Source organism: Sphingomonas sp. 77B (assembly GCF_056497825.1).
On record NZ_JBWMBY010000001.1, the window covers coordinates 1193361 to 1220206 of the forward strand.

Below are 26846 nucleotides of genomic sequence, written 5' to 3' on the forward strand. Positions count from 1 at the left end.
ATATGCCCCTATGGACAGGCCGCCGGGATGAGTGGGGCGACCTCCAGGGCCGAGCAATTAGGCCCGAGCGCCGTAGCAATTCGAGGGCGATCCCCCGGTTTCGCATATAGACGGCGTATAGAAGGCCCCACATTCCTCCCCTGCAAGGGGAGGGGGACCAGCAAAGCTGGTGGAGGGGTGTACCCGGTTGCGAGGGTGGTAGATTCTTACCGCGCGGGACACCCCTCCGCCGCGCTGCGCGCGCCACCTCCCCTTGCAGGGGAGGAAATGATTTGCGTCACCAAAACGTCAACGATGTCGGCCATGGCAGGACATGGTCACCGTCTCCCGCCGCTCCCTCCTTTCCGCCGCTGCCGCCCTGGCCGGAACTGCCGCCCTGCCCCCGGCCATCGCCCGCGCCGCCGCCATTGCGCCCGACCGGCGCACCGGCACGATCCGCGATGTCGAGCATGTCGTCATCCTGATGCAGGAAAATCGCGGCTTCGATCATTATTTCGGCACGATGCGCGGCGTGCGCGGGTTCGCCGACCGCTTTCCCATTCCGGTGGCATCACCGGACGGCGAACCGCGCACCGTCTGGCAGCAACTGGACCGCAAGGCCGAGGGCGGTCCCCGCCTCGTCTCGCCCTTCCACCTCGACACCGACAAAGAGTTCGCGCTGATGCGCATGGCGGGCACGCCGCACACCTGGCCCGATGCGCAGGCCGCCTGGGACGAAGGCCGCATGGCACACTGGCCCGAAGCCAAGCATCAGCGCGCCATGGGCCATTATGCCCGCGCCGACCTGCCCTTCCAGTTCGCTTTGGCCGAGGCCTTCACCCTCTGCGACGCCTATCATTGCTCGGTCCAGACGGGGACCAACACCAACCGGCTGTTCCTATGGACGGGCACCAACGATCCGTTGGGCCAGTCGGGCGGTCCCGCCATCGGCAACTCGCACGACAGCTTCGTCGAGAATGGCGGCGCGGCCGATCCGTATCGCTGGACCACCGTGCCCGAGCGGATGCAGGCGGCGGGGATCGACTGGCGCATCTATCAGGACATGGCGGACAATTTCACCGACAATCCGCTGGTCGGCTTCCAGGCCTATCGCGAGGCCTATCACGGGCGCGGCGACCCCGAACTGAAGGACCGGGCGCTGACCACGCGCGGGCTGGACGTGCTGAAGGCCGATATGCTGGCCGGGCGATTGCCGCAGGTGTCCTATGTCATCGCCACCGCCGCCGGGTCCGAGCACCCCAACCCCTCCAGCCCGGCGCAGGGCGCAGCCTATACCGCCGAACTGCTCGACGCGCTGACCGCCGATCCGAAGGTCTGGGCGCGCACCGCGCTGTTCGTGATGTTCGACGAGAATGACGGCTTTTTCGATCACGTTCCCCCGCCTGCTCCGCCGTCGCGCGGAGCCGATGGCCAGATGCTCGGCGGATCGACGGTCGACCTGGCGGGGGCCTATCACGACGTGCCCTCGACCGGCGACGCCGATGTCGACAAGCCCGCCTATCGCGGCCGCCCCTATGGCCTGGGTCCGCGCGTGCCCATGTACGTCGTCTCGCCCTGGAGCCGGGGCGGCTGGGTCAATTCGGAAGCGTTCGACCACACCAGCATCATCCGCTTCCTGGAGGCGCGGTTCGGCTTTCACGAACCCAATATCGCCCCATGGCGGCGTGCGGTGTGCGGCGACCTGACCAGCGCGTTCGACTTTGCCGGGAGCGATACCACGACACCCAGCCTGCCTGATCCGCGCGGGCAGGCGACACGCGCAGCGGCGATCAAGGGACAGGTCAGCCCGCAGGCCCCCGCCTCCCCCGGCGCACCTGCCCAAGAGCCCGGCATCCGTCGCGCCCGCCCCCTGCCCTATCGCCTCGACGTACAGCGTATCGTCGATCCGGCGGGCGTTCGCCTGCGCTTTTCGGCCGAGGGGGCGGGCGCGGTCTTCCATGTCTATGACCGGCACGCGCTGGACCGGGCCCCGCGTCGCTATGTGCTGGCCACAGGCACGCAGATCGAGCATGTCTGGCCGACCGCCCATGACCTCTGGGTGCTTGGCCCGAACGGCTTTCACCGCCATTTTGCCGGAGGAGACGGACTTGCCGATGTGCAGCACCGCGTCGGCGACGAGGGCCTGACCCTGACCGTCCCGCCCGGCCTGGGCGACCTGTCCATCCTCCGCCTCGAAGTCGGCAAGGCGCCGCCCCCGCCCCGCCCGCTCAGTCCCGGTCGCCACCGCTGGTCGCTCGACGCCGATCTGGGCTGGTACGATGTGACGCTCACCCGCGCCAGCGACCCGCGGTACCGCCTGCGACTGGCCGGACGGCATGACCGCCCGGGCCGTGCGACGGTCAGCGATCCGTTCCCCGCCTGACCTTCGAGCAAGACGGCATCAAATCCAATTGCGCTGAGCCCCTCCCCTGAAGGGGAGGGGTGCAAAATTGGGCTCCATTTCCTCTTCCCCGTCCGCAGGCGCAACGATAGGGTAGCGATCACACAAATAATTTTCGGTATTGGGGGGGGATGTTTCATGCGGGGCAAAGCGCGCGCCACGGTGTCCGGTCGACACGGGCGTTGGGTTTGCATGGCATCGGTCCTGCTCGCAGGCGTCGCCCCGGCGGCACTCGGGGCCGATCCGCTGGGTACCGTCGATCGTAACGGCGCACTCGTCTCGGTCGAACCCTATGCCCCCGGCATCGTCCGCGTCACCATCGCCACCGACCGCACCGAGGCGGAGGCCAAGCCCGGCTATGGCCTGATTGCCAAGAGCGACGCGAGCGGCTGGTCGCACCGCACCGATGCGGGCGGCGACGTCTTCGCCTCGCCCGGCATGACCGTCACGGTCGCCGCGCAACCCTGGCCCAAGCCGCCCAGCCAGATGGAGCGCTACTTCGCGCCCTCGCTACCGCCCGTCTCGATCAGCTTCGCAGGGGTGGACGGCAAGCTGCTGACCCGAATGAACGGCTGGGAGAAAGCGCCGCACACCGTCTCGGGCGAAAAGACCTTCCGCGTCGGCGCCAGCTTCTCAGACACGCCCGAGACCCATTATTATGGGCTGGGCCAGTATCAGGACGGTGTGCTCGACCTTCGCGGGCGGACCATCGACTGCCGCCACGATTATGACCGCCCCGGCGGCGAGTCCGTCTGCGTGCCGTTCATGGTGACGGACAAGGGCTATGCGATCCTGTGGGACAATCCGTCCGCGACCACCGTCTCGCCGGGCCTGCTGAACGCCACCAAATTCGCCTCGAACGTCGGGGAGCGGGTGTCCTTCTTCGTAATCGCGGGCAAGACCACCGACGAACTGTACGCCGGTTATGCCCGCCTGACCGGCGCGACGCCGCTGCCGCCCAAGGCCGCCTTCGGCCTGATCCAGAGCAAGGCGCGCTACGAGACGCAGGGCCAGCTGACCGAGATCGCCGACGGCTATCGCAAACGCGGCCTGCCGCTCGACATCATGGTGCTCGACTGGTTCTACTGGACCCGGATGGGGCAGCTCGACATCGACCGCACCGCCTTTCACGATCCGGCGGGCATGAACGCGCATCTCAAGTCGATGGGGATGCAGAGCATCATCAGCATCTGGCCCCGTTTCGAGCGCGAGAGCCGGTATTTCGACACGCTCGCCGCCAAGGGCTGGCTGATGAAGGACAAGGACGACAATCCGGTCGACGGCCTGCCGATCCGCTCCGACCGCGCAGGCGCGCTGATCGACAGCACCAATCCGGAGGCGCGCGCCTGGTTCTGGGACAAGATCCGCGACAACATCTTTGCCCAGGGCTTCGACTATGCCTGGCTGGACGAGACCGAGCCGGATCTGGTGCCCGAGGGGCATTTCTTTTCGATCGGGTCGGGCGATCGGTATCGCAACGTCTATCCACTGCTCCACACCTCCAGCGTCGCCGAAGGATCGGCGCGCGACTGGCCGGACAAGCGCAACCTGATACTGTGCCGCGCCGCCTATCTGGGCACGCAGACCAATGGCTGCCTGTTCTGGTCGTCGGACGTGCAGTCCAACTGGGAAGCCCTGCGGCGGCAGGTGCCCGCCGGACTCGGCATGACCGCCAGCGGCATCGCCTATTGGTCCAGCGACACGGGCGGCTGGCAATGGCCCAACGGGCCGGAGGCGCAACGCCCGGTGCTGGTCGACCCGGCAGGGGCGACCGCGATGGCGCCCTCCTATCGCGACTACCCGGAGCTGTTCGTCCGCTGGTTCCAGTATAACGCCTTCACCCCGACGCTGCGCATCCATGGCCAGCGGCCGGGCACCGCGCTGTGGGACTATGGCACCGCCGCCGAGCCGATCCTGGCGAACATCCTGCGGCTGCGTTACGCGCTGATGCCCTATCTCTATGCGCTGGGGCGACAGACCAGCCAGACCGGCGCGCCCTTCATGCGCGCGCTGTTCATGGACTTCCCCAATGATCCGGCGGTCAAGGATCTGGGCGACGAATATATGTTCGGCCCCGCCTTTTTGGTCGCGCCGGTGACCGAACAGGGGCAGACCACGCGCCGGGTGTACCTACCCGCAGGCGCCGACTGGTATGACTGGTGGACCGACAAGCGCTACACCGGCGGCCAGTGGATCGAGGCGGCAGCGCCGATCGATCATATCCCGCTATTTGTCCGGGCAGGCTCGATCGTGCCGATGGGCGTACAGGTTCCCAGCACAGCGACGGCGCAAAGCCTGGAGAGCATCCGCGTCTATCCGGGCCGCGACGCCAGCTTCACGCTCTACGACGATGACGGCACGACCAACGCGTGGCGCAAGACGGGTGGACACAGCGCAACCCTGCGCTGGGACGACAGCGCCCGCCGCCTGACTGCCAGTGGCCGCCTGCCCACGAGCCAGTCGGTCGAACCGCTCGTCAAGATCGTCGGACAGTAAGATCAGGCCCGGCTCCCACAGGGGGCCGGGCTTTTTCTGACCCATCGGATACAATCGTTTTTGTGGAGGGACCGGACAAACCGGCCAAAGAGGAGGAGAAGGATCATGATCGGATTTGCAGCCCTGCTGATCGCGGCCCTGCCAGCGGGAGCGGCCGAGCAGACGGCCCCCAGCGCAGCGGCCCAGCCCAGCATCTTCGACAAGGCGGTGAACGCGCCCGGCATCGGCTGGGCCCCGTACGGCCCCAACCAGACCGCCAGGCAGGTCCCCGCCCCCGACGTACCGGGCGGCAATGCCGTGCAGATCAAGGTCGGCAAGGCGGGTGCCAATCCCTGGGACAGCGGTGCGGCCTATCCCACGATCAAGCCGATCGCGGCAGGCGACACGATGCTGATCATGGTCTTCCTGCGCGCGCCGGGCGCCACCGACGCCGCGCCGGTGACGATCCCTATCGGCGCGGGCGGATCAGAACCACCCTATACCCCCATCGCCACCGAGCCGGTGATGGTCGGCCCGACCTGGAAGCGTTATTACGTCTCCGGCGTCGCCAATCAGGCTTATGCGGCGGGCAAGGCGAACATCACGGTCCAGCTCGCGGGTGCCAAACAGGTGATCGAGGTCGGCCCAGCCTTCCTGCTCGACTTGGGACCAGGTTTCGATCGGTCGCAACTGCCGCATAACTGACCAAGCGGCCGGGGCGATATGGGATCGCCCCGGCTGCTGCCAATCTCAAGCCCCGTTCGCACTGAGCGAAGTCGAAGTGCATGCCTCGCCCGAACCTCTTTGAGCAGCTCTCCCCTTGGCCTTCGACTTCGCTCAGGCTGAACGGAGGGTAGGACCGTCCCCCGACATGAAAAACCGCCCGCCTCCAAACCGGAAGCGGACGGTTTTTTTCGTCCGTTATTCCGGCCGAACCCCAAAGGGCCCGGCCGGTCAACCGGATCAGAAGGTGCCGCGGATCGCGAACGAGAAGCGGCGGTCGTTGACGATGTACGAGCGCGGCGCGGTGGCAGTCGAACCGCTGATATAGGCCTGCTCGGTCTTGATGACCTGATTGGCCAGGTTCACGCCCTGTACGCCGATCTTCAAATACTTGTTCAGGTTGATGAATGCCGACGCGTCGAGCTGCCCGCCCGCATCCTGATAGATGGAGGTGTACGGGAAGATCACGTCCGCCGGGGTCAGCAGATACTTCGAACGCCAGTTATACGCCGCACGCAGCGAGACCGGACCCTTTTCGTAGAACAGGGCCGCGTTGACCGTATGCCGCGACAGACCTTCAAGCGGGATGTTACCCGGCTTGATGTTCGACGTGCTGGCCGGAGCACCACCGTTCAGGAACGAGTTGGGCAGGCCCGAGCTATCGATATAGGTATAGCTGCCACTGGCGCCGAACCCGCTGAGCAGGCCTGGCAGGAAGTCGAAGGTCTGCTGATACGCGGCCTCGAAGCCCTTGATCTTGCCGGTGCCGTCATAGTTGGCCGGGCCACGCACCAGCACCGACTGGGTAATGCCGTTGCTGGTGATCGAGCGGTTGGTCAGCGACTGGTAGAAGAAGTTCTGTACCGACTTGTAGAAGACGTCGAACGACAGCTGGCCGACACGAGCGAAATACCATTCGACGGTCGCATCGAACTGCCAAGCCGTCGCGGGCTTCAAATACGGGTTGCCCGCCGTTGCTGTGATCTGGCCGCTGTTGGTGTCAAAACCGAGCTGCAGGAAGTTGCGGATATTCGCAAAATCCGGCCGGGTCATAACCTTCGACGCCGCCAGACGCAGCACCACGTCGCGCCCGATGCCGAACTTCAGGTTCGCGCTGGGCAGGAAGTAATGATACTGGCTGCGCGCCGTGTCGGGCGTGGTGATGCCGGTCGAGAATTGCTGGATCGCGTTATATCCGGCCTGACCGAGCTGACAGATGCCAGCCGGAACGGCCACAAGCGGAACGCCGTTCTGCAACACAGGCTGACCGTTCTGGGTCACCGGCTGCGGTGCGCAGCGGGTGGCGAACGCATCGGTCGTGCCGGTCTGCTGCTGCGTCGGGGCACCGATCGAACCTGCCGAAGTGACGTCGGTCAGGACGTAACGGACACCAACGTTGCCGCTCATCCGCACATTGCCGAAAAGGTTACCTGGCGTAGCAAAGTTCAACTGCGCATAGGCATTCTTGTCCTGCTGCGACACGTCCTGGATTTCCGACGGCAGGTACGGCGTACCGGAGACAACGCCCGCACGCTGTGCCAGCGGCGACCAGGTCGTCGCGGTCGAACCGTTGGCGGTCTTCCACAGATTGCCGATCGACTGAATATAAGCTGCCGACTGCTGATAATTTCCGCTCAGGTCACCCGTGTAATAATAAGCCGACGGAGCGCCGTTGGTCGCGCCACGGAAGAAGTTCGGGAAGGTATAAAGCTCGGTCTGGCCGGGCGCCTGTGCGAACGAGACCGGATTGCTCCCCGACCAGACTTCCGACAGCGCGCCCCAGTTGTAAGTGGTGTAACGAACCTGCGACGAACGATCGGCGTAGCGTGCGCCGAACTTGGCGTGGGTGAAGAAGCCGCCATCGTCGAACTTGTAGTCGACATCCGCCTTGAACGCATATTCGCGACCGACGCTGTCCTCCAGATGGTCCATCGCCGCGCGCCAGAACTGGACGTTGCGATTGGCGAAATATTGCGCATCGGTCTGCTGGTTCAGTGTCGGATTGGGCGTCGCCCAGCTGGCTTGCAGGGTCGATGGCTTGTGCGGGATCACGACCGGGAGATTGCCCGACAGGTCCAGCTCGGAGTCGGCGAAGGTCGAGCCGAACACGCGGAAATCGGTGCTCGTCTTCTTGGCACGGGTATAGTCGCCGTCCAAATTAACCGACCAGTGATCGTCGAGCTGGGTCTTCAGGTTCAGGCCGAAATCGGTGACGGTATTCTCGTCGCGGGTCATGCCACGCGCCAGCGACTGTTGCGTGCCGCCGGTGGGAACCCAGCAGGTTGCCTGACCACTGCACGACGCGCGATAGCCATTGCCCGGTGCGGTGATGTAGCCCGACTGGAACAGGCCGCCGCCGTCGTACACATAGTTCTTGGTCGTGCCGGTGGGGCACTGCGCGATCGTCGAATTGGCAGGCCCCGCGTTGTTCTGAAGACAGCCGACCGGGAAGGTGTTGTACTCGGCAAGATCGGGCGCGGTCTCGAAGGTCCGCTCCGATGTGTTGTTGACCGTGTGGGTACGCAGGAACTGCGCGGTCAGAACGGTGCGCTCGTCGGTGCTCTGCCACTGGCCCGCCAATGCGATGCCGTCACGCTTGCGATCGAACTCCTGCGTCGCGAACTGACCACCGATCGGGGCGTAGCGCAGCGATGCGGGATCGAGATAGCCGTCCGCGCCGGGAGTGCTCGCCGCGCCGCATGCGAAGCCGGTCGCGCCGCCGACAGGCAGCGTGGTCTGGTCGACCGTACCGGGCAGCGGATTGCGGCAGTTCTGCGCCGTGGTCGAGTTGGCCGCCAGCGCCAGCGTGTTGTCGCGGGTCTGGATGTTGGTGATGCGGATGCTGTCCGCGCGGCTGCGGACGCGCGAATAGGACAGGTTGCCGAGCAGGCCGAAGCGGCCGATGCCCGTATCCCAGGTATCGCTGACCAGCAGCGAGCCGGTCGGCGACCACTTCTTCTTGAAGTCGCCGTAATTGCCCTCAGCCGTGAAGCCCAGGTGGAAGCCCTTGTTGTCGAAAGGCTTGCGGGTGTTCAGGTTGACGGTCCCTGCCAGACCGCCCTCGATCAGTTCGGCGGTGGCGTTCTTGTACACCTCGACCGAGCCGAGCAGCTCGGCGGGGACGTCCGAGAAGTTGATCGCCTGCCCACCGATACCGGCCGAGAAGGTGTCACGGCCGTTGAATTCGGAGCGGACGAAGGTCAGGCCGCGCACCGCGACGCCCGAACCTTCAACCGAGAAGTGGTCGGGATCGTTGGCGGCGGCGAAGCGGCTGATCGACACGCCGGGCACCCGCTGCAGCGCTTCGGTCACCGAACGGTCGGGCAGCGCGCCGATGTCGCTGGCGGTGATCGCGTCGACGACGGTGTCCGAATTGCGCTTGATCGTCTGCGCATTCGCCAGGCTTTGGCGGATGCCGGTGACGACGATGTCCTTGCCGTTGTCGGCCTCATCGCCCGCGGGCGGCTGCGCTCCGGCCGCCTGTACGCTGGCGCTGGTGCGCGGCGTGGTCGAACCGGCCGTACCCTGACCCGCGACGGCGCCGGTCGGGGAACTGGCGCTCTGGTCCGGATCGGTCGTTTGCGCGAAAGCGGGTGTGGCCAGCGCGGCGATGCACAGCGCACCGGCGGACGCGCCGAGCAGGAGCCGATTAAAACGATTGGCATTGGCAGTGAGCGGCGCAGTGCTGCGCATAATGGTCATCCCCCCCTTTTCGCGCGCCCCATTGGCGTCGCGCAGTTAGGTCGCGATCGTGCCTTGCGACACGTTCCGCCGACTCATGATTGCGCTACCAGCAACATTTCGACAAGATGTTTAACTTAAAAAACGTCCGATCCGGGACAAGGTGCGACATTCCTGCCACGCTCCCCCTTTGGGTGGATTGCGGACGGACCCGACGCACGGCATGAAACAAGGAATTGGTTCGGGAATCACCGGGCCGGGGGTGGATGACGAAAGTGACAAACGAGGTGGTGCGGGTCGTCATTGTGGGCGGCGGCACGGCAGGCTGGATGGCCGGCGCCGCGCTGACCCGTCTTCTTTCGGGACAATGTTCCGTCCGTCTGATCGAGTCCGAGGCGATCGGCGTGGTCGGCGTGGGCGAGGCGACGTTGCCGCATATCCGCTCGTTCAACGACCGGCTGGGAATCCCCGAGGCCGAGTTCATGGCGCGCACCCGAGCCACCTTCAAACTGGGCATCGAGTTCCGCGATTGGGGCCGGATCGGGGACAGCTATATCCATCCCTTCGGCACCTTCGGCCGGGGCACGGGGGCGATCGACTTCCACCATTACTGGTCGCGATTGGCGCGCGAGGAACAGGACCTGCCACCGCTGGACCAGTTGTCCTATGCCTGCACCCTGGCGCGCGAGGCGCGGTTCGACCATCCCGATCACGCCAAGGGCGGCCTGGCCTCCACCTTCGGCTATGCCTATCAGTTCGACGCGCTGCTGTTCGCGCCCTATCTCCGCAGCCTGGCCGAGGAAGCGGGGGCGGTGCGCACCGAGGGCATGGTCGTCGATGTCGAGCGCGACGGTGAAACCGGGCTGATCCGTGCGGTTGTGCTGGCCGATGGCGAGCGGGTCGAAGGCGACCTGTTCATCGACTGCTCCGGCTTTCGCTCGCTGCTGCTGGGCCAGACGTTGGAAGAACCGTTCGAGAACTGGTCGAAATGGCTGCCGACCGACCGCGCCGTCGCCATGCCGTGCCGCACCGAGACCGCCGTCACCCCCTATACCAGCGCGATCGCGATGCCTGCGGGATGGCGCTGGCGCATCCCGCTCCAGCATCGCACCGGCAACGGCTATGTCTACGCCAGCGACTTCATCAGCGATGGCGAGGCCGCCCGCGCTCTGGAAGAGGCGGTCGAGGGTGAGAAGCTGGCCGAGCCGCGCCTGCTGCGCTTCAAGGCGGGGCGGCGGCGGCGCAGCTGGGTCGGCAATTGCGTCGCCATCGGGCTGGCCAGCGGGTTCCTGGAACCGCTCGAGTCGACCAGCATCTATCTGGTGCAACAGGCGATCACCGCGCTGATCGAACTGTTCCCCGGCCGCGAGATGGAGGCGTCCGATCGTGACGAATTCAACCGGGTCATCGACCTGGAATATGACCGGATCCGCGACTTCCTGATCCTGCATTACCACGCCACGACGCGCGACGATTCGCCCTTCTGGAACTATGTCCGCACCATGCCCATCCCCGACAGTCTGGGCGAGAAGCTGGACCTGTGGCGCAGGCGTGGACGGGTGGTGAAATATCGCGAGGGCGTCTTCCTGGATGCCAGCTGGATCGCGGTCTATCTGGGCCAGGGCATCGTGCCGGGAGGCGGCGACCCGCGCGCGGATGTGGCGGGCACCGACGATCTGCTGCGCGCCGTCGACTTGCTACGCCACGAGATCGCGGCGGATGTCGCCACACGCCCCGATCATCGCGCCTTTCTGGAACGCTATTGTCCGATGGTCGCGGCATGAGCGCGCCCATCGCGACCGTCCTCATCGCGGGCAGCGGCCTGACCGCCTGGAGCGCCGCCGCCGCGCTGAAACGTCGTGCGCCGTTTCTGGACGTCACGCTGCTGGCGACGCCGCCCGCCGGGGACTCACTGTCCGACCGGATCGCCTGCACCCTGCCCTCGCTGCCCGGTTTCCTCGCCGATCTGTGCATCGGCGAGGATGACGGCATCACTCGGACGGGCGCGGGCTATCGGCTGGGCACGCGCTTTTCCGGCTGGGCGGAAGGGCTGCCAGACTATGTCCATGCCTATGGCGGCTATGGCCATGCCATCGGCCCGGCGGCCTTCCACCTGCACTGGGTACGTGCCGCGCGGGACGGTCGTGCGGCGTCATTCGACGCCTATGCCCCCGCCGCACAACTGGCGCGCGCAGGCGGCTTCGTGCCGCCGTCGCCGGGCACCCCCTTTGCCGATCATGATTATGGCCTGACGCTCGATCTGTCCCGTCAGGTGGCGATGATGCGGGCTTTTTCGCTTCATATCGGCGTGCGGGAAGTAAAGGAGTCGATCGCTGGGGTACAGGTCGATCCTCACGGCCATGTGACCGCTATCGCGGTGCAGCATGGCGCCCCCCTGACCGCGGATCTCTATATCGATGCGACCGGCCCCGCCGCGCTGCTGCGGGGCCGCATCGACGAGGCGTGGCAGAGTTGGAGCGAGTGGCTGCCCTGCGACCGCGTTTTGCTGGGCACGCAGGTGTCGGGCGAAGGCGCGCCGGTGCTGACGACCGTGACCGCCCATGCGGCGGGTTGGCACTGGTCGAGCGGAGAGCAGGTCGGCATCGCCTATGCCAGCGCCCATCTGTCCGATGCGGACGCCGCCGCGATGCTGGGCCGTGCCGGTGCGGTGGCCAATGCACCCATCACCATCCGCCCCGGCACGCGACCGGAAGCCTGGCGCGGCAACTGCATCGCGATCGGCGATGCCGCGACGCAGGTCGAGCCGCTGGAATGGTGCAACCTGCATCTGACGCTGAGCGCGATCGACCGGCTCGTCACCATGTTGCCCGACACCGCCATGGCCGAGGTCGAGGCCGCCGACTTCAACCGCCAGACGCTGGCCGAGGCGGAACGCGTGCGCGACTTCCTTGCCGCGCATTACCGCACCGCCCGCCGCCCCGAGCCGATGTGGCAGGCCTTGGCAAAAGCCGAGCTCCCGGCGTCGCTCGCCCATACGCTCGGCCAGTTCGGCGAGCGGGGTCGCCTGCCCTTTTACGAGGAAGAGACCTTCACCCGCGACAGCTGGGCCGCGATCCTGCTGGGTCAGGGCTATCTGCCCCGCCGCATCGATCCGCTGGTCCACGGTATACCCGCGGCGCAAGTCGATGCCGCCATGGCGCGGATGACCGACGCGATCGCCGCCGCCCTTCCCCATGTTCCGGCTCATGCGCAGTGGCGCGCGGCCCAGATGAGACGCCTTGCCCGATGACATCTTCCCCTGACCATCAGATTCGCCGCGTCGTCATCGTCGGCGGCGGCACCGCCGGATGGATGGCCGCCGCCGCCTTCGCCCGTTTGCTGAACAACGGCTATACCCAGGTCACGCTGGTCGAGTCCGAGGAGATCGGCACAGTCGGCGTCGGCGAGGCGACGATCCCACCGATCATCACCTTCAACCAGATGCTGGGGCTGGACGAGAACGACTTCCTCTCCAAGACCGGCGGCACGTTCAAGCTGGGCATCGAGTTCGTCGACTGGGGTGCCAAGGGCGAACGCTATTTCCACCCCTTCGGTCGCCATGCGCAGGATTTGCAGGGCGTACATTTCCACCAGCTTTACTTACGCGAACGCAGCCGTCGCGCGATGCCCGACATCGCCGAATGGTCGATGAGCGCGGTCGCGGCGAAGGCGGGGAAGTTCGGTCGCGCCAAGCCGGACGCACGCTCGCCAATCCGCGAGTTGTTCTACGCCTTCCACTTCGACGCCTCGCTCTATGCCCGCTATCTGCGCGGCTATGCCGAGCGCGGCGGGGTGACACGGGTCGAGGGACGGATCGACACGGTAAACCTGCGGCCGGAGGACGGCTATGTCGAGGCGGTGACGCTGGCCGATGGGCGGCGGATCGAAGGCGACCTGTTCATCGACTGCTCGGGCTTTCGCGGCCTGTTGATCGAGGAGGCGCTGGGCACCGGCTATGAGAGCTACGCCCAGTGGCTGCCCTGCGACCGCGCGGTCGCGGCGCCGTGTGCGCTGCCCAACCCGGCCGAGCCCGATCCCTTCACCCGCGCCACCGCGCGCGAGGCCGGGTGGCAATGGCGCATCCCGCTACAACACCGGATGGGCAATGGCCTGGTCTATTGCAGCGACTATTGGGATGCCGAGGCGGCCGAGACACAGTTGCTGGACAGCCTGGAGGGCGAATTGCTGGGCGATCCGCGCCATCTGCGCTTCACCGCCGGGCGGCGGCGGCAGAGCTGGAACCGCAACGTCGTGGCGCTTGGCCTGTCGAGTGGCTTCCTGGAGCCATTGGAATCGACCAGCATTCATCTGGTCCAGGCGGCGATCCAGCGGCTGATCGCCCTGTTTCCCGACAAACGCTTCGATCCCGCCGAGCGCCATGAGTTCAACCGCCAGATGCACGACCTGTACGAGGATGTGCGCGACTTCATCATCTTGCATTACAAGGCGACGCGGCGCGACGACACGCCCTTCTGGAACCGGGTGCGCACCATGGAGGTGCCCGACAGCCTGGCGCGCAAGATGGCGCTGTGGTCGGGCAAGGGACGGCTGTTCCGCGAAGGCTATGACCTGTTCAGCAACCCGAGCTGGGTCGCCGTCTGCCTGGGCCAGGGGCTGGTCCCCGAAAGCTGGGAACCCGCCGCCGATGCGCTGGACGAGGATCTGGTCGCGCAGGCCTTGGCGCAGATGCATGCCGGTTATGCCGACACCGCGGCGCGCATGCCCAGTCACGGCGACTTCCTGCGTATGACCGCCCCCTCCCCGCTCGCCCCCGCCATGGCGGCGCGCGGCGGGCAGGACGGGTTCGACTTTGCACGGACGAGCGGCACGGTGCAGAGCAAAGCGCCGTTGCTGTGACCCGCGTGATCCTTCCCCTGCTCGCGCTGGCCGCGACCGGCGCGGGGGAAGCGCCGGGGCCGCGTCTGAACCAGGTCGGCTTCCGCCCCGACACCGCCAAGCGCGCCATCATCGTGAAAGATGGCGTGGCCGTGCCGTGGGCGTTGCTCGACGACAAGGGCCGCACGGTCGCACAAGGCACCGCCACCGTCTTCGGCCCCGATGCCGCCTCGGGCGACACGGTGCAGCAGATCGACTTCGGCGCGTTCCGCACGCCCGGCACCTATCGCCTGAAGGTCGATGGCCGCACCAGCCATGTCTTCACCATCGCGGCCAATGTCTATCGCCCGCTGTCGCGCGCCGCGCTCAACTTCTTCTACCAGCAGCGTGCCGGGGTTGCGATCGATGCGCGGTTCGCGGGCGGCACCCAATGGGCGCGTCCGGCGGGGCATGCCCATGAGGTTGTGACCTGCTTCAAGGGTGTGGATCAGGCGGGCACCGACTGGCCGGGCTGTCCCTATACGCTGGACGTGACCGGCGGCTGGTATGATGCGGGCGATCAGGGCAAGTACGTCGTCAATGGCGGCATCGCCTTGTGGATGCTGCAGAATCTCTATGAAGTCGATGCGGCGTCGCCCCCCTTCCCCGATGGCGGCGCCGCGCTGCCGGAGGCGGGGAACGGCATCAACGACCTGCTCGACGAAACCCGCTGGGAGATGCGCTTCCTGCTGGCGATGCAGGTGCCCGACGGCCAGACCATGGCCCTGCCGCTCGGGCGGCAGGGGCGCGGGCCGCTGCGGCTGACGCCGGTCGATGCGTCGGGCATGGCGCACCACAAGATCGCCGACCGCCACTGGACCAAGCTGCCCACGCCGCCCGCCGACGATCATGAGGAGCGGCTGCTCTTCCCGCCTAGCACGGCGGCCACGCTGAACCTCGCCGCCACCGCCGCGCAATGTTCGCGCATCTGGCGGGGGATCGACAACGACTTCGCCCGACGCTGCCTGATCGCGGCGGGCAAGGCCTATCGCGCGGCGCTGCGCAACCCGGACGTCTATGCCGCGCAGGCCTTTGACGGCAGTGGCGGCTATGGCGATAGCGAGTTGTCCGACGAACTCTATTGGGCGACCGCCGAGCTTTATGCCGCGACCGGCATGCCCGAGCTGGCCGAGGCGCTGCACAGGGTGCCGCTCCACGCCGCCGCGCTGACCGGCGAGCCGAGCTGGGGCAGCACCGCTGCGCTGGGCACGATCACGCTGGCGACCGCGACGGGTGTCCAGCCCGCCGAACGCGCAGCGGCGCGGGCCAAGCTGATCGCGCTGGCCGACCGCTTCCTCGCCGAGGAAGCCCGGTCGGGCTATCACATTCCCTATGCGTCGACCGCCTATCACTGGGGGTCGAACAGCGTGCTGCTGGGACGCGGACAGATTTTGGCGCTGGCCGCCCGCTTCACCGGCGAAGCGCGCTACCGCGACGGCGCGGTCGACGCGATGGACTATGTGCTGGGGCGCAATCCGCTCGACCAGAGCTATGTCAGCGGCTTCGGCTGGAAGCCGATGCAGCACCCGCATCATCGTTTCTGGGCGCATCAGTTCGACGCACGGCTCCCCGGCCCGCCGCCGGGCGTGCTGAGCGGCGGCGCGAACAGCACCGTCTTTCCCGACCCCGCCTCCGCCGCGCTGAAGGGCCGATGCGTGGGCACACGCTGCTGGATCGACGATGCGCGCGCCTATGCGCACAACGAGGTCGCGATCAACTGGAACGCGCCGCTCGTCTGGCTGGCGACCGATCTGGCCCGCCCCCTGCCCGCCCGCCCCTGACGGCGGCGACAGGCTTCATTCACCCGAACATCGTTACAACAGATACAGAAGAGGACAGAATATGGACCGTCGTAATTTCATGAAGTCCGGCGTCACGCTGGGCGGCGCCGCGCTCGCCACCGGGGGCGGCGCGCTGGCCTCCGCCCGCGCGGCAGCGGCCACGGCGCCGGATCTGGGCTTTCCCAAGGACTTCCTCTGGGGTTGCGCCACCGCCTCCTACCAGATCGAGGGCGCGGTGAAGGAAGACGGACGCGGCCTGACCAACTGGGATGTGTTCTCGCACACCCCCGGCAAGGTCGCGAACAACGACTCCGGCGACGTCGCCTGCGACAGCTATCACCGCTATAACGAGGACATCGCGCTTCTGAAGAATCTGGGCGTGAAGGCCTATCGCATGTCGATCGCCTGGTCGCGCATCTTCCCCGAAGGACGCGGCAAGTTCAACCAGAAGGGCCTCGATTATTACAACCGCGTGATCGACGGGCTGCTGGCGGCGGGCATCCAGCCCAACGTCACCATGTTCCACTGGGACCTGCCGCAGGCGCTGCCCGGCGGCTGGCAGAATCGCGACACCGCCAAGGCCTTCGCCGACTATGCGGGGTTCATGGCGGGCAAGCTGTCCGACCGCGTCCACCGCTTCATGACGGTTAACGAACTGCGCTGCTTCACCGATCTGGGCCACATGGTCGGCATTCACGCGCCGGGCCTGAAACTGTCCCAGGGTCAGGTGAACCAGGTCCGCCACCATGGCTGCCTCGCGCACGGTCTGGGCGTGCAGGCGATCCGCGCCAACGCCAAGGCGGGCACCGAAGTCGGCATCGCCGACAATGCCAGCATCTTCGTCCCCGTCATCGAGACGCCCGAGCATATCGAGGCGACAAAGAAAGCCATGCGCGAAGAGAACGCGATGTTCCTGACCGCCGTCATGGAGGGCAAGTACACCGACACCTATCTGAAGAACGCAGGCGCCGACGCCCCCAAGGTGCAAGCGGGCGACATGGCCGCGATCGGCGCCCCGCTCGATTTTGTCGCGTTGAATATCTACACCCCGACCTTCGTGAAGGCGAACCCGGAGGATCCGCGCGGCTATACGCCGCTGCCGCATTTGGACCATTCGCCGCGCATGGCCTCGCCCTGGCTCTATGTCGGCCCCGAGGCCGCCTATTGGGGCGTGCGCGCGGTCAGCGAGATGTGGAACCCCAAGGCGATCTACATCTCCGAGAACGGCACCTCGGCCGACGACAAGCTGAACGACAAGGGGCTGGTCGATGACGGCGACCGGATCATGTATCTGCGCAATTATCTGGGCCAGTTCCGCCGCGCTGCCGTTGAAGGCTATCCGCTCAAGGGCTATTTCCTCTGGAGCCTGATGGACAATTTCGAATGGGCCGACGGCTATGGCCTGCGATTCGGCCTGCACCATGTCGACTATGCGACCCAGAAGCGCACGCCCAAGCTGAGCGCCCAATGGTATAAGGAACTGATCCGCCGCAACGCGCTGGTCTGATCCGAAAGACTGACGAACAGGAAGCCCCGCCCGTCGCAGGACCGGCGGGGTTTTTCGTGCGCGTTATCCGGCACCGATAGAAAAAGGGCAGAGACGGCGGTTGCCATCCCTGCCCTGCAAGGCTCCGTTGGGGATCATCGCGGGGTGGGCCGAAACCCACCCCGATCCGGTCAGAAGCGGAAGCGCATGCCCAGGCCGTAATAGCGACCCTCGTCACGCACATCGCGCGGATAGGACAGGCCGTTGCCATAGGCACGATAATTATTGAAGGGCTTGGCCAGAATATTGGCTACGTCGAGGGCAACCGTGACTTCCTTGGTGATGTTATAATTGAAGCCGAAGTCAAGACGCTGCAAGCGGGTTACACCCTCACCATTATAAAAACCGGCGCCGTTGATGAAATTGCTGTTCAGATACGCGTCGCGATTGTTGAACGACAGGCGGGTCGACACATCGCCCTTCTCGTAGAAGAGCGCGATATTATAGGTCCACTTCGACAGGCCGGGGATCGGCACGAACGGCGGCGCGGTGGTACCGCCAGTCGAAGCGAACAGGTTGGCCGGGTATTGCTGCTTCCCCTCCAGATAGGTCACGTTCGCCTGCACGCCGATACCGCTCCACAGCCCCGGCAGGAAGTCGAAGAAGGTCTGGCCGCCGACCTCGATGCCCTTGATGCGACCCTTGCCCGCATTTTCCGGACGGTTGATTTCAATCAGCCCGTAAATGGGGTCGATGGTCCGATTGATATAATTTCCGATAAACCCGTTGAGATCACGGTAGAACACGGCCGCCGTCAGCGAAGCGGTCGGCGAGAAATAATATTCGACCGTCGCGTCATAGTTGTTCGAGATCAGCGGCCGCAGATCCGGGTTGCCGCCATCGCCATAGGCGTTGGGACGGGTGTTCAGACCGGCCGGGAAGCGCGGGTCGAGCGGCTGCTCGGGAACGACCTGTTGCGTATTCTGGGTGATGTTCAGCGCCGGGTTCAACTGGCCAAACTGCGGCTTGGTCCGCGTCTTGGTAACGCCGAAGCGGATCTGCAGCTTGTCGCTGGGCCGAATGCGGAGCGAGATGTTGGGCAGGATATCGACGTAATTGACGCGGGTACGGCGAACCTCGCTGCGACGAACGCTGTCGAACAGCACGGTCGAGATACCGCTATATTCGCCCACCGTGTTGACCACGCGCGTGCCCAGCATACCGTCGAAGCGGATCGAGCCGATGTTGAACTCATATTTGGCCTGCCCGTAAAAGGCATAGGTCTGCTCGGTCGCGTAGAACGCGGCCAACGGGTCCAACTGGACATTGGGCGTCGAAAAACGGTTCAGCGCATCGCGATAACCCTGATCGGCGGGGTTCCCCGCCACCAGTCGCTGGAGCGCATTGAAGGCATATTGGCGAAGCTCCGGCGCATTGCCCGCAATGCCGTCACGCGACGGCATCAGCCAGCTGGTAAAGCCCTGATTGCCGCGGAACGCATTCTGGGTCAGCCCCAACTGGCCCGCCGGAACGTCGGCCAACGGGATCGCCAACGGCTCGGTATAGGCATAGCGGTTGCCGCGCTTCAGCGAGGCATCGCGGTCGGTCCAACGGATACCGAATTGCAGCTTGGGGATCAGCGACAGGTCGGTGTCCAGGTCCAGGTCAGTGCGCCACTGCCACCCCTTGCCCTGCACACGGTACGTCGCTTCGAAATAGCCGCGCCAGATGTAGTTGGCCGGATTGGTGTTGTCGAAGCCGGGCAGGTCGAACGATACGCCATCGTTGACGAAGAAATTGACGTTCGCGACCGGCGGCTTGGAAAAAGCCGTGTCGAAGCTCCACTCGTCCGAACCATATTCCGAATTGGTATAGGCCAGGTCCGTCGACAGATGCGCGCGACCGATATCCCATTTGGCGCCGCCCGCCGCCTGGTAGGTGTTGGTGTACCCCTTGGCCGTGCTGCGATAGGCCTCGGGGCGGTAGCCGCCGGTCTTGGTCAGGCTCTGCACCTGAAGCGGCTCACCGGGGCGCAGCACGATGTCGCTCAGCGTCGGATTATTGTCGAGCAGCGGAACGCGGAACCAGTCATTCGCGATCTCGCCGCGATAGCCCTGATAGAGGAAGTCGTAATAAAGTTCGAGGTTATGCGCCGGGCGCCATTGGACGCTGGCGTTCATGGCCGGTCGCCAGCGCTTGCCGCTGTCATTATAGACGCCGACCGCAGTCGGGATCTGGAAATTGCGACCGACCGACGTCGGCAGCACCGTCGTACCCGTCGTCGGCGAATTGGTGTTGCCCTCGCCCCAGCGCACCGCGTTACGATACTGCGCCTGGGTGTAGGTGGCGTTGATGAGCCAGCCGATCTCGCCGATCGGGGTATCGGCGCGCTGGCTGAGAAGCAGATTGCCCAGCGGGTCGAACTTCTTCGACTGGTCGTTATAGGTGCCGCGAACACCGCCCGCGATCGTGAAGCCCTTTTCGAAATCGAAAGGCCGACGCGAACGCACGTTGATGAGGCCCGCCAGGCCCGGTTCCAGCAGATCGGCCGTGCCCGACTTATAGACTTCGAGACCGGCCAGCGCGCCCGCCGGGAAATCCTGGAGCGCGACGCCGCGGCCTTCGGCGGTAAAGATGTCGCGGCCGTTGAAGGTGGTCGCCACGTCGGGCAGGCCACGGACCAGCACCTGGTTCACTTCGTCGCTGTAGCGGCTGACCTGGACGCCGGTGACGCGAGCGAGCGATTCCGCCGCGGTATTGTCGGGCAGTTTGCCGATATCCTGCGCGACGATCGCGTCCAGGATCGCGTCCGAATTGCGCTTGATCGCCTGCGCCGAACCCAAGCTGGCGCGGAAGCCGGTGACGACGATGTCGCGCGGGTCGGTCTCCGGCCCGGGCAGGCCGGTGGTCGACGCCTGGACCGGGCTGCGATCCGGCACCTCACCGACATCCTGGCGGATTCCCGTCGCCGTCTGCGTTTCGATCGGGGGCGCGGCGTCCGCACTCTCGGCCTTTTGCGGCGTGGTCGACGACTGCGCCATCGCGGGTACGGCCAGCAACGCCCAAGGCGTAACCGACAGCAAAAGGATGTGACGCTTCATCAGACTTCCCCTCAAATTGGCCCGAGTTTTCGGTGCCCGTGACGGCGGCATTTGTCTGACTATGACGGTACGGCGTCAAGATAGAGATAACAAAAATGTTAAACGGCTGTCAGGTCGTGGATTTTGGGCCACACCCGCAGCCGGTGCCACGTCCGTCTTGATAGCGCTATTAATGTGTCATTTCATTTAAGAATCAGAGGGTAACGACACATATTCGTGCGGTGCACACGCATTTGGACTTGTCGGTCTTTTTAAATGGAACGGCGGATGAAAGGCGGCCCCAGGCAAGACCATGAATATAGGGCGAAAGCGCGGATCGCCTCATTCAGAGCCTGAAGCGTCTGAGCCCTTCATCGAATCACGGCGTCGATCCGGCAGCCGCCGGATCGACGAACGGCCATCCTGCCTTATCCCAGTGCAGTCGTGCGATCCGCAGGGTCGCGACGCCTTGGGCGGCCGCGTCATAGGCGTGATGGATCAGGTAATCGCTACCGTCCCGGTCGCGCAGCACGGCCGCATGGCCCGGCCCTCGAAACCGATCGCGGCCCGCCGCATCCGCCTGGAGCAGCACCGTTCCGCCACCCTCGCGCATCGCCAGCCCGGCCCGGTCCAGATATGGCCCCTCGATCGACCGCGCACGACCGATGCGCAGATGGTAACTGCTCTTCACGCCCCGACAGCAAAAGTCGAACGACACGATCAGCCAGTACCAGCCGCCATGATCGACGATGAAGGGCGCCTCGATCGCGTCCTCCTTGCTCTCCGCCCCACGCCGGGCGATCGTCATCGGCTTGGCGCCTGTCGCGGGTTTGCCGGTGAGCGGATCGAGCCGGATCAGTTGGATCCCGCCCCAGAAACTGCCGAATGCCAGCCACTCGCCACCCTGCCGATCCCGTGCGAAGGCCGGATCGATCGCGTTATAGGGGTCGCCCTCCCGCGAGGCGATCACCAGCCCTTCGTCCCGCCAACCATAGCCGGGGGCTTCCGGATCGAGCGTCGCGGCGGTTGCCAGCCCGATCGCCGACTGCTGGGTGCCGAAGCGGGAGACCGAGTAATAGAGCCGATAGCGTCCGCCGACTCGCGATATGTCGGGCGCCCACATCTCGCGCGCGCCCGCCACCATCGCTTTCGCCCAACCGGGCAGGTCGGGCAGCGGCGACGGCAACGGACGCCAGTGCCGCAGATCGCGCGACGTCCGGGCGACCAGCGGCCGACGATCGCGCTGGCCGGTCGAGAAGGCGAAATAGCGGTCGCCTTCGCGGATCAGCACCGGGTCATGCGCGGGCACAACATCGCCCGACAACGGCATCTCCTGCGGCGCAGCCCCCACGGCTTTGCCCCCCGGCGCCATCACCGCCAGGACCATCAGCGCGCACAGGTCGTAAGGACGGCACGATCGGCCCGATTGGCGCATGGTCGGTGGCATCCTCGCTTCGCCGCCGGATCGGCAATATCGTCCCGCGCGCTTATATGTCGAAACTATAGTCGGACATATCTCGACGCAAGTCGGCCAATTACCGGGACCACGAAGGCGATGCCTCCCGCGAGAGAGACAATACTCTTAGGGTGTCTACCGCCCACTACGGCAGATCGTCGGCGTCCCATGCTCGATATAGGGCAGCCGTGCATGATCCGCAGCCGCGCTGAAGCAATGTAAGCGTGACGTGGAAGCCGCAGATTATGCTGCTTGCGCAATCGGCTGATCTGCCGGCGGCATCCAGTTCCAGGGCATGAGTTCATCCCATCGGCTGGCAGGCCAGTCTGCGGCGACTTTGGCATGACGTCGGCGATATAGGCCTGCGGGTCGACGCCGTTGGCCTTGCAGGTCTGGATGACGGTGTAGATGGCCGCGGCCCGCTCGCCGCCTGCGCGCGAACCGGCGAACAGCCAGTTGCGGCGTCCGACCGCGACACCGCGTAGCGCACGCTCCGCGATATTGTTGTCGATCTCCAAGCGGCCATCGTCGAGGAAGCGCGACAGCGCTGGCCAGCGCTTCGTGCCATAGGCGATGGCCCTTGCCATGTCGGACTTCGGTGACAGGCGGCGCAAGCTGGCGTCGAGCACCTCGCGCAAGGCGTCGACCAGCGGTCGACTTTTCTCCTGTCGGGCTCGATATCGCACGTCGGGTGGTTGGCCACGGACCTCGGCCTCGACAGCGTAAAGCGTGCCGATCCGCTCGAGGATGTCGGTGGTCAGCGGCGTGGATGACCGCTCATGCAGGTCGAAGACCTTGCGCCGGAAATGCGCCCAGCACGCGACCTCGGTGGCGCCGCTGCGATACAGCCCGTCATAGCCGGCATAGGCATCGGCCTGGAGGAAGCCGCGGAAGCTGGCGAGATGCGCCAGCGGGTGCGCGGCGGTTCGGTCTGGCGTGAAGCGATACCAGGTCGCACGCGGTGCCGTGCTGCCGGACGCCTGGTCGTCGGCCGCATACACCCACAGCCGTCCGGTCGCGGTCTTGCCCCGGCCGGGGTCGAGCACCGGCACGGGCGTGTCGTCGGCATGGATCTTGTCGGCCTTAAGGACTTCGTCCCGAATGCGGCTGACGATGGGGTCGAGAAGTGCTGCGGCCTGTCCGGTCCAGCCCGCCAATGTCGAGCGGTCGATGTCGAGCCCTTGCGCCGCCATCATCTCGGCTTGGCGGTATAGCGGCAAATGGTGGTCGAACTTGGAGACGACGATATGGGCCAGTGTCGCGAAGGTCGCCTTGCCTCGCGCGATGGCGCTTACCGGCGCGGGTGCCTGGACGATCTTCTCGCAGGACCGGCAGCTGTATTTGGGGCGGACGTTGCGCACGCCCCGCCAGCGCACCGGCACTATGTCGAGCATCTCGTGCGCATCCGAGCCGAGCGGACGTAACGCACCACCGCAGTCCGGACAGGTGCAGGCACCCGACGCCGGCTCATGGACGACCTCCTCGCGCGGCAGATGTCCGGGTAGACTGCGGACGGGCACGGGACGCGCCACCACGCCAGGGTCAACCATCTCAGGCCCAGGCGCATCTCGCTCGGTCTCGGGTTCTTCCAGCGCCAGTTCGAGTTGCTCGATCTCGCGGCCTAGCTTTTCGGAGGAGGCGCCGAACTGCATCCGCCGCAGCCGGGCGATCTGTCCGCGCAGCGTATCAATGAGCAGGTCGCGGGCCGCGAGCGCAGCATTGGCCCGGGCGAGCGATGCCTCCAGCGCGGCAATCCGCGCGGTCGCATCAGCAGGGGAAACGGGTGCTTCCGACACCCTGTTTACATAGCAGATTGCAGGTCGGCGAGCGAGCAAAAGCGGCGTAAAACCGCCGTTCTCACCCCGCCAGCGTCGGCGTAAACGTCCGCTCGGGCCGACGCCAGTCGATGCCCTCCAGCAGCATCGACAATTGCGCGGGCGTCAGCGTCACCGTGCCGGTCGCGGTCACTGGCCAGACGAAACGGCCACGGTCGAGCCGCTTGGAAAACAGGCAAAGCCCCTGGCCGTCGAACCACAGCAGCTTGACCAGATGCCCGCGCTTGCCCCGGAACGCGAACAAGGCACCTGAATGCGGGTTCTGCGCCAGCACCTCCTGCACCAGCACCGCCAGGCCATCGAACCCCTTGCGCATGTCGGTCACCCCGCATGCCAGAAACACCCGCGTCGGTAGCGGCGTCGGGCTCATCGCAGCACCGACAGCACCCGTGTCAGCGCGCCTGCATCCACCGCGGCATCCACGCTCACCCGCACGCCGCCCGGCAGCTCGATATGGATGAACCCCGGTGGACATGGTGCCGGCTGCGGTGTCGACGCGACCGGGGCGACAACCTGTACCTCGGCAAATACCGGCAACGAAGCCACGACGCCCGCCAGCTTGCCTTCACGCAATTGCTTGCGCCACGTGTAGACCAGGCTGCTCGACACCTCGCGACGGGCGATGACGTCGCAAACCCGCACCCCGGCCGGAACGCCTCCGCCAGGATCTCCAGCTTCTCCGCGTCCGACCATCGCCGTCGACCCGACACACGGCCGACCACCTCCATCCGACCAGTCATACGAGTGCTCGTATGACCAGTCGTAGAACCGATAACTTCCCGCACCGCCCGCGCCCTCGTCAAAGGCGACAAGCATCCCGGCTACCGGCGTTACCGCAAGGTGGCCTGCTGACCACGCTTACGAAGCAATACGCGGTCATGCCATTGCTGAAGCAAAGTAGGAGAACGCCCCGATCCGACACTCTGGAACATGACTGGGCAAGCGGCGATGCCGCCCTATCCATGGCGCCCGGCTTTGACCGGAAGTGGTGCCCCTGGCCGGTATCTAACTATTTGACCGCCACCGTTCGTTACCGACCGCTCCCCCTCCTATGATGAGAACAGACAAAGTCCATTTGTTCCGCAATCGTTCGTAGACGTTCGCTATAAGCCGCGATATAGTGAGGGAACGGTTGAGGGATAAATATGGGCAAGCTGACAGCCCTATCGGTCAAGAACGCCAAGCCCGGACGCCATGCCGATGGCGATGGCCTGTACCTGCTTGCCAAGCCGACTGGCGCAAAGTCCTGGCTGCTGCGCGTGCAGGTCGATGGGCAGCGGCGGGATATTGGCCTCGGCTCGGTCGACACGTCCAGTCGCGTTGGAGCGGATCGCAACTCCCCTCCCCCGATCGCAATACCCATCCTGCATAAGAAAGTCCTGACGCTCAGCGAAGCGCGGGAGAAGGCTGGGCTGCTGCGCACGGCCGCCAAGTCCGGGCTGGACCCTATCGCTGAGCGCGACCGGGAGCGCCGGAAGGTGCCGACATTCGAGGAAGCAGCGAAAGCGACCCACGACGCGCTGAAGAGCGGCTGGTCGGAGAAGACCGCGACCGTCTTCCTCAGCTCGCTCAAGAATCACGCCTATCCGTCCTTGGGCAAGATGCGTGTCGACCGGATCGATGCCGAGCATATCCGGGACGCGGTTGCTCCCATCTGGACGAGCAAGACCGACATGGCGCGGAAAGTGAGGTTCCGTATCAGCAAGGTGCTGGACTTCGCCAAGTCGAAGGGGTGGCGGAAAAGTGAGGCGCCGCGCAAGTCGGTGACGGTCGGCTTGGCCAAGCAGGCACAGGGCGGGAATTACGCTGCCATGCCATATGACCAGGTGCCAACCGTCGTGGCGCAGCTGAATGCCGGGGCACCGACAAAAGGCCGCCAGGCACTATTGCTGACGATCCTGACGGCCGCTCGCTCGGGTGAAGTTCGGTCGGCACGGCGCAAGCACTTCGATCTCGACAAGGCGGAGTGGCACCGGCCGCCCGAGGTGATGAAGGCCAGGACCGCGCATACCGTGACGCTGAGCAAGCCCGCAGTGGCGTTGCTGAAGCAGATATTCGAGGAAGGCGGCCACGAGCCTGACGACCTCGTCTTCCCCAACCGTAAGGGTGAGCAGCTTTCTGATATGACGTTGAGCAAGGCCCTGCGGGACGCAGGACACGCCTATACCGTGCATGGCTTCCGCAGCTCGTTCCGGGACTGGGCAGCCGAGAAGATGCCAGAGGTGCCCGACGCGGTAGCCGAAGCCGCCCTGGCTCACGTCGTGCCGGACAAGGTGATCCGCGCGTACAAACGCGCCAAGTTCCTCGACATGCGGCGCGGGCTGCTGGAGGCGTGGGGGACGTATTTGGTCACTCGGACGACTTAATTTCGAAGGTGGCACATAGTTATTCCGTGCCCATGAACTATCTTTTCTCGACGGGGATAGGACGGCCATCCGACAAGCGCGCTTCCCACGCGCTTCCCCCTTGAAATTGGGAGCCGCTTGGGAGGCGGTATGTCATCGTACGTTTGGGCTACCTCACGCAAAGCATATGAATACTATCTAGAACGTATGAACCGCACGCCAGCGGACCTTTGGCGCGCCGTACACGACGGACATATTCGCGTATCGATCATGGACGTGGAATTTTCCGGTGACCAGATACGGGCGTTGTTAAACCTAATGCATAAAGACGTCGCTGAAAATGACCGTAAATTTGAACTGCCGATTTGGATGGCCGTTCATATGGATGACGTAGAACGGGCGCTTTGTGCTGTAGACCTTCCCGCCGCTCGCCGGGGGCGCCCCGCGAAGACACGTGACCAAAATAACCGCGATTACCGCCTAGCACTCGAAGTATCAAAGCTATTGGGCACCCGAAAAGCGAGTTCTGTTGCCGACGCAGCTCGTCTCCTCATCGATGAAGGCAACATAGACGGCGCCAGCCATGAGGCAAAAATGAAAACGGTGCAGCGCGCCTACTCGAAGTATTTTCGCCACGATTAAATGTCCGTTTTTGTCCTTTGCGGCTGAGCTCAAGCGCTGCCAACTAATCGTCCCATGAAGTCCGCGGACAACCCGTGCTGACCAAAT

Annotated in this window: 15 protein-coding genes and 1 pseudogene; 10 read left to right on the forward strand and 6 right to left on the reverse strand. The window is 65.4% G+C overall.

The features are described from left to right. Positions 1-313: 313 nt before the first annotated feature. From AC1GI4_RS05405 to AC1GI4_RS05415, 3 genes are all read left to right on the forward strand, one after another. The gene (locus AC1GI4_RS05405) at positions 314-2362 is read left to right on the forward strand and encodes a phosphocholine-specific phospholipase C (RefSeq protein ID WP_479628839.1); all 2049 of its coding nucleotides are present in this window, start codon (positions 314-316) and stop codon (positions 2360-2362) included. Between the two features lie 210 nt (positions 2363-2572). After that, positions 2573-4876, forward strand: a complete 2304-nt coding sequence (locus AC1GI4_RS05410; protein WP_479628840.1) for a glycoside hydrolase family 31 protein — start codon at positions 2573-2575, stop codon at positions 4874-4876. A gap of 105 nt (positions 4877-4981) precedes the next feature. Beyond that, positions 4982-5560 carry a hypothetical protein gene (locus AC1GI4_RS05415; RefSeq protein WP_479628841.1) on the forward strand — a complete coding sequence of 193 codons (579 nt, stop codon included), beginning with the start codon at positions 4982-4984 and terminating at the stop codon, positions 5558-5560. Between the two features lie 258 nt (positions 5561-5818). Here the strand turns inward: AC1GI4_RS05415 and AC1GI4_RS05420 are convergent, their stop codons facing one another. Then, the gene (locus tag AC1GI4_RS05420) at positions 5819-9271 is read right to left on the reverse strand and encodes a TonB-dependent receptor (RefSeq protein WP_479628842.1); all 3453 of its coding nucleotides are present in this window, start codon (positions 9269-9271) and stop codon (positions 5819-5821) included. A gap of 254 nt (positions 9272-9525) precedes the next feature. On the opposite strand from AC1GI4_RS05420, the gene AC1GI4_RS05425 reads away from it, so the two are divergent. The 5 genes from AC1GI4_RS05425 to AC1GI4_RS05445 all read left to right on the forward strand — a co-directional run bounded on the left by AC1GI4_RS05425 (position 9526) and on the right by AC1GI4_RS05445 (position 17422). Next, positions 9526-11043 carry a tryptophan halogenase family protein gene (locus AC1GI4_RS05425; protein WP_479628843.1) on the forward strand — a complete coding sequence of 506 codons (1518 nt, stop codon included), beginning with the start codon at positions 9526-9528 and terminating at the stop codon, positions 11041-11043. After that, complete coding sequence (locus tag AC1GI4_RS05430) at positions 11040-12509, forward strand: tryptophan 7-halogenase (RefSeq protein WP_479628844.1); 1470 nt, start codon at positions 11040-11042, stop codon at positions 12507-12509. Before AC1GI4_RS05425 ends, AC1GI4_RS05430 begins: the two co-directional genes overlap by 4 nt. After that, a complete protein-coding gene (locus AC1GI4_RS05435; RefSeq protein ID WP_479628845.1) occupies positions 12506-14116 on the forward strand; it encodes a tryptophan halogenase family protein in 1611 nt (536 codons plus the stop codon). The genes AC1GI4_RS05430 and AC1GI4_RS05435 overlap by 4 nt, the downstream gene beginning before the upstream one ends. Positions 14117-14121: 5 nt before the next feature. Then, complete coding sequence (locus AC1GI4_RS05440) at positions 14122-15915, forward strand: glycoside hydrolase family 9 protein (protein WP_479628846.1); 1794 nt, start codon at positions 14122-14124, stop codon at positions 15913-15915. A 61-nt stretch (positions 15916-15976) separates the two neighbouring features. Further along, positions 15977-17422 (forward strand): GH1 family beta-glucosidase, encoded by a 1446-nt coding sequence (locus tag AC1GI4_RS05445; protein WP_479628847.1) that lies wholly within the window; start codon positions 15977-15979, stop codon positions 17420-17422. A 170-nt stretch (positions 17423-17592) separates the two neighbouring features. Here AC1GI4_RS05445 and AC1GI4_RS05450 read toward each other — a convergent pair whose 3' ends face one another. From AC1GI4_RS05450 to AC1GI4_RS05470, 5 genes and pseudogenes are all read right to left on the reverse strand, one after another. Then, positions 17593-20502, reverse strand: a complete 2910-nt coding sequence (locus AC1GI4_RS05450) for a TonB-dependent receptor (protein ID WP_479628848.1) — start codon at positions 20500-20502, stop codon at positions 17593-17595. Between the two features lie 358 nt (positions 20503-20860). Continuing rightward, positions 20861-21916, reverse strand: a complete 1056-nt coding sequence (locus AC1GI4_RS05455) for an arabinan endo-1,5-alpha-L-arabinosidase (RefSeq protein ID WP_479628849.1) — start codon at positions 21914-21916, stop codon at positions 20861-20863. A gap of 264 nt (positions 21917-22180) precedes the next feature. After that, positions 22181-23733, reverse strand: a pseudogene (gene tnpC, locus AC1GI4_RS05460) (IS66 family transposase). 61 nt (positions 23734-23794) lie between these two features. After that, on the reverse strand, positions 23795-24142 hold the full coding sequence (tnpB, locus tag AC1GI4_RS05465; protein WP_479628850.1) for an IS66 family insertion sequence element accessory protein TnpB: 348 nt from the start codon (positions 24140-24142) through the stop codon (positions 23795-23797). After that, positions 24139-24588: a transposase gene (locus AC1GI4_RS05470; protein ID WP_479628851.1), complete on the reverse strand. Its 450-nt coding sequence runs from the start codon at positions 24586-24588 to the stop codon at positions 24139-24141. The genes tnpB and AC1GI4_RS05470 overlap by 4 nt, the downstream gene beginning before the upstream one ends. Positions 24589-24917: 329 nt before the next feature. Here AC1GI4_RS05470 and AC1GI4_RS05475 point away from each other — a divergent pair, with 329 nt between their 5' ends. Next, complete coding sequence (locus tag AC1GI4_RS05475) at positions 24918-26138, forward strand: tyrosine-type recombinase/integrase (protein ID WP_479628852.1); 1221 nt, start codon at positions 24918-24920, stop codon at positions 26136-26138. Positions 26139-26387: 249 nt separating this feature from the next. Beyond that, on the forward strand, positions 26388-26759 hold the full coding sequence (locus AC1GI4_RS05480; RefSeq protein WP_479628853.1) for a hypothetical protein: 372 nt from the start codon (positions 26388-26390) through the stop codon (positions 26757-26759). Positions 26760-26846: the final 87 nt, after the last annotated feature.